This window comes from Escherichia sp. WS2035 (assembly GCF_046487065.1).
Classification (GTDB): Bacteria; Pseudomonadota; Gammaproteobacteria; order Enterobacterales; family Enterobacteriaceae; genus Escherichia; species Escherichia coli.
Genome location: NZ_JBJQKD010000064.1, coordinates 1 through 517, shown reverse-complemented (window position 1 = coordinate 517; position 517 = coordinate 1). Strand labels below are relative to the sequence as shown.

The window sequence follows — 517 nt, the reverse complement described above, 5'->3', positions numbered from 1 at the left end:
GCTTATTTATGAACGTAAGAGTTTTGTGATCGAAAATGTTTCCGATGTTAGTGAAACGGTAAAAAGAGTGGAGCATGAAATAGAGAAAACGAAATTAAGTTGTCGTGTATATACTGAGTACAGGAGTACAGCTTTAGCTGGTTCTTTATGGTCACCAACCGTAATTCTGGGAGTGGCGAGTGCAGTAGCAATAGGTGTTCATAATTTATCTACATGGAACCCCGATTATGAAATCGGTAAGAACTATATTAAACGGAGATTATCGGTAAAATATAAAAAGGCAGAAGTATTGTGATCGGTTACTCCAGTGCCCCTGCCTGTTTGTATTCTGGGGAGGTTGTATTCACATAATTTCAGACAGGCGTTCACGTCCTCACTGAGAAGATATATTTATTTTGTGTAGAGTAAAAGTCTGGCTTCCGTAGTGTGGAGTGTTGAGGCTGCCTTTAGTCCGGTTTTTAAATATTAAAAATATATATTAAAATGATGATACAATAATGGAGATAATTGAAATGAA

Annotated in this window: 1 protein-coding gene; it reads left to right on the top strand. The window is 36.8% G+C overall.

All coding sequences use genetic code 11. The features are described 5' to 3' along the window. Positions 1-295: hypothetical protein (locus tag ACJHX4_RS26790; RefSeq protein WP_104774184.1), on the top strand; the 295-nt coding region annotated here is incomplete at its 5' end. Between the last annotated feature and the right edge of the window lie 222 nt (positions 296-517).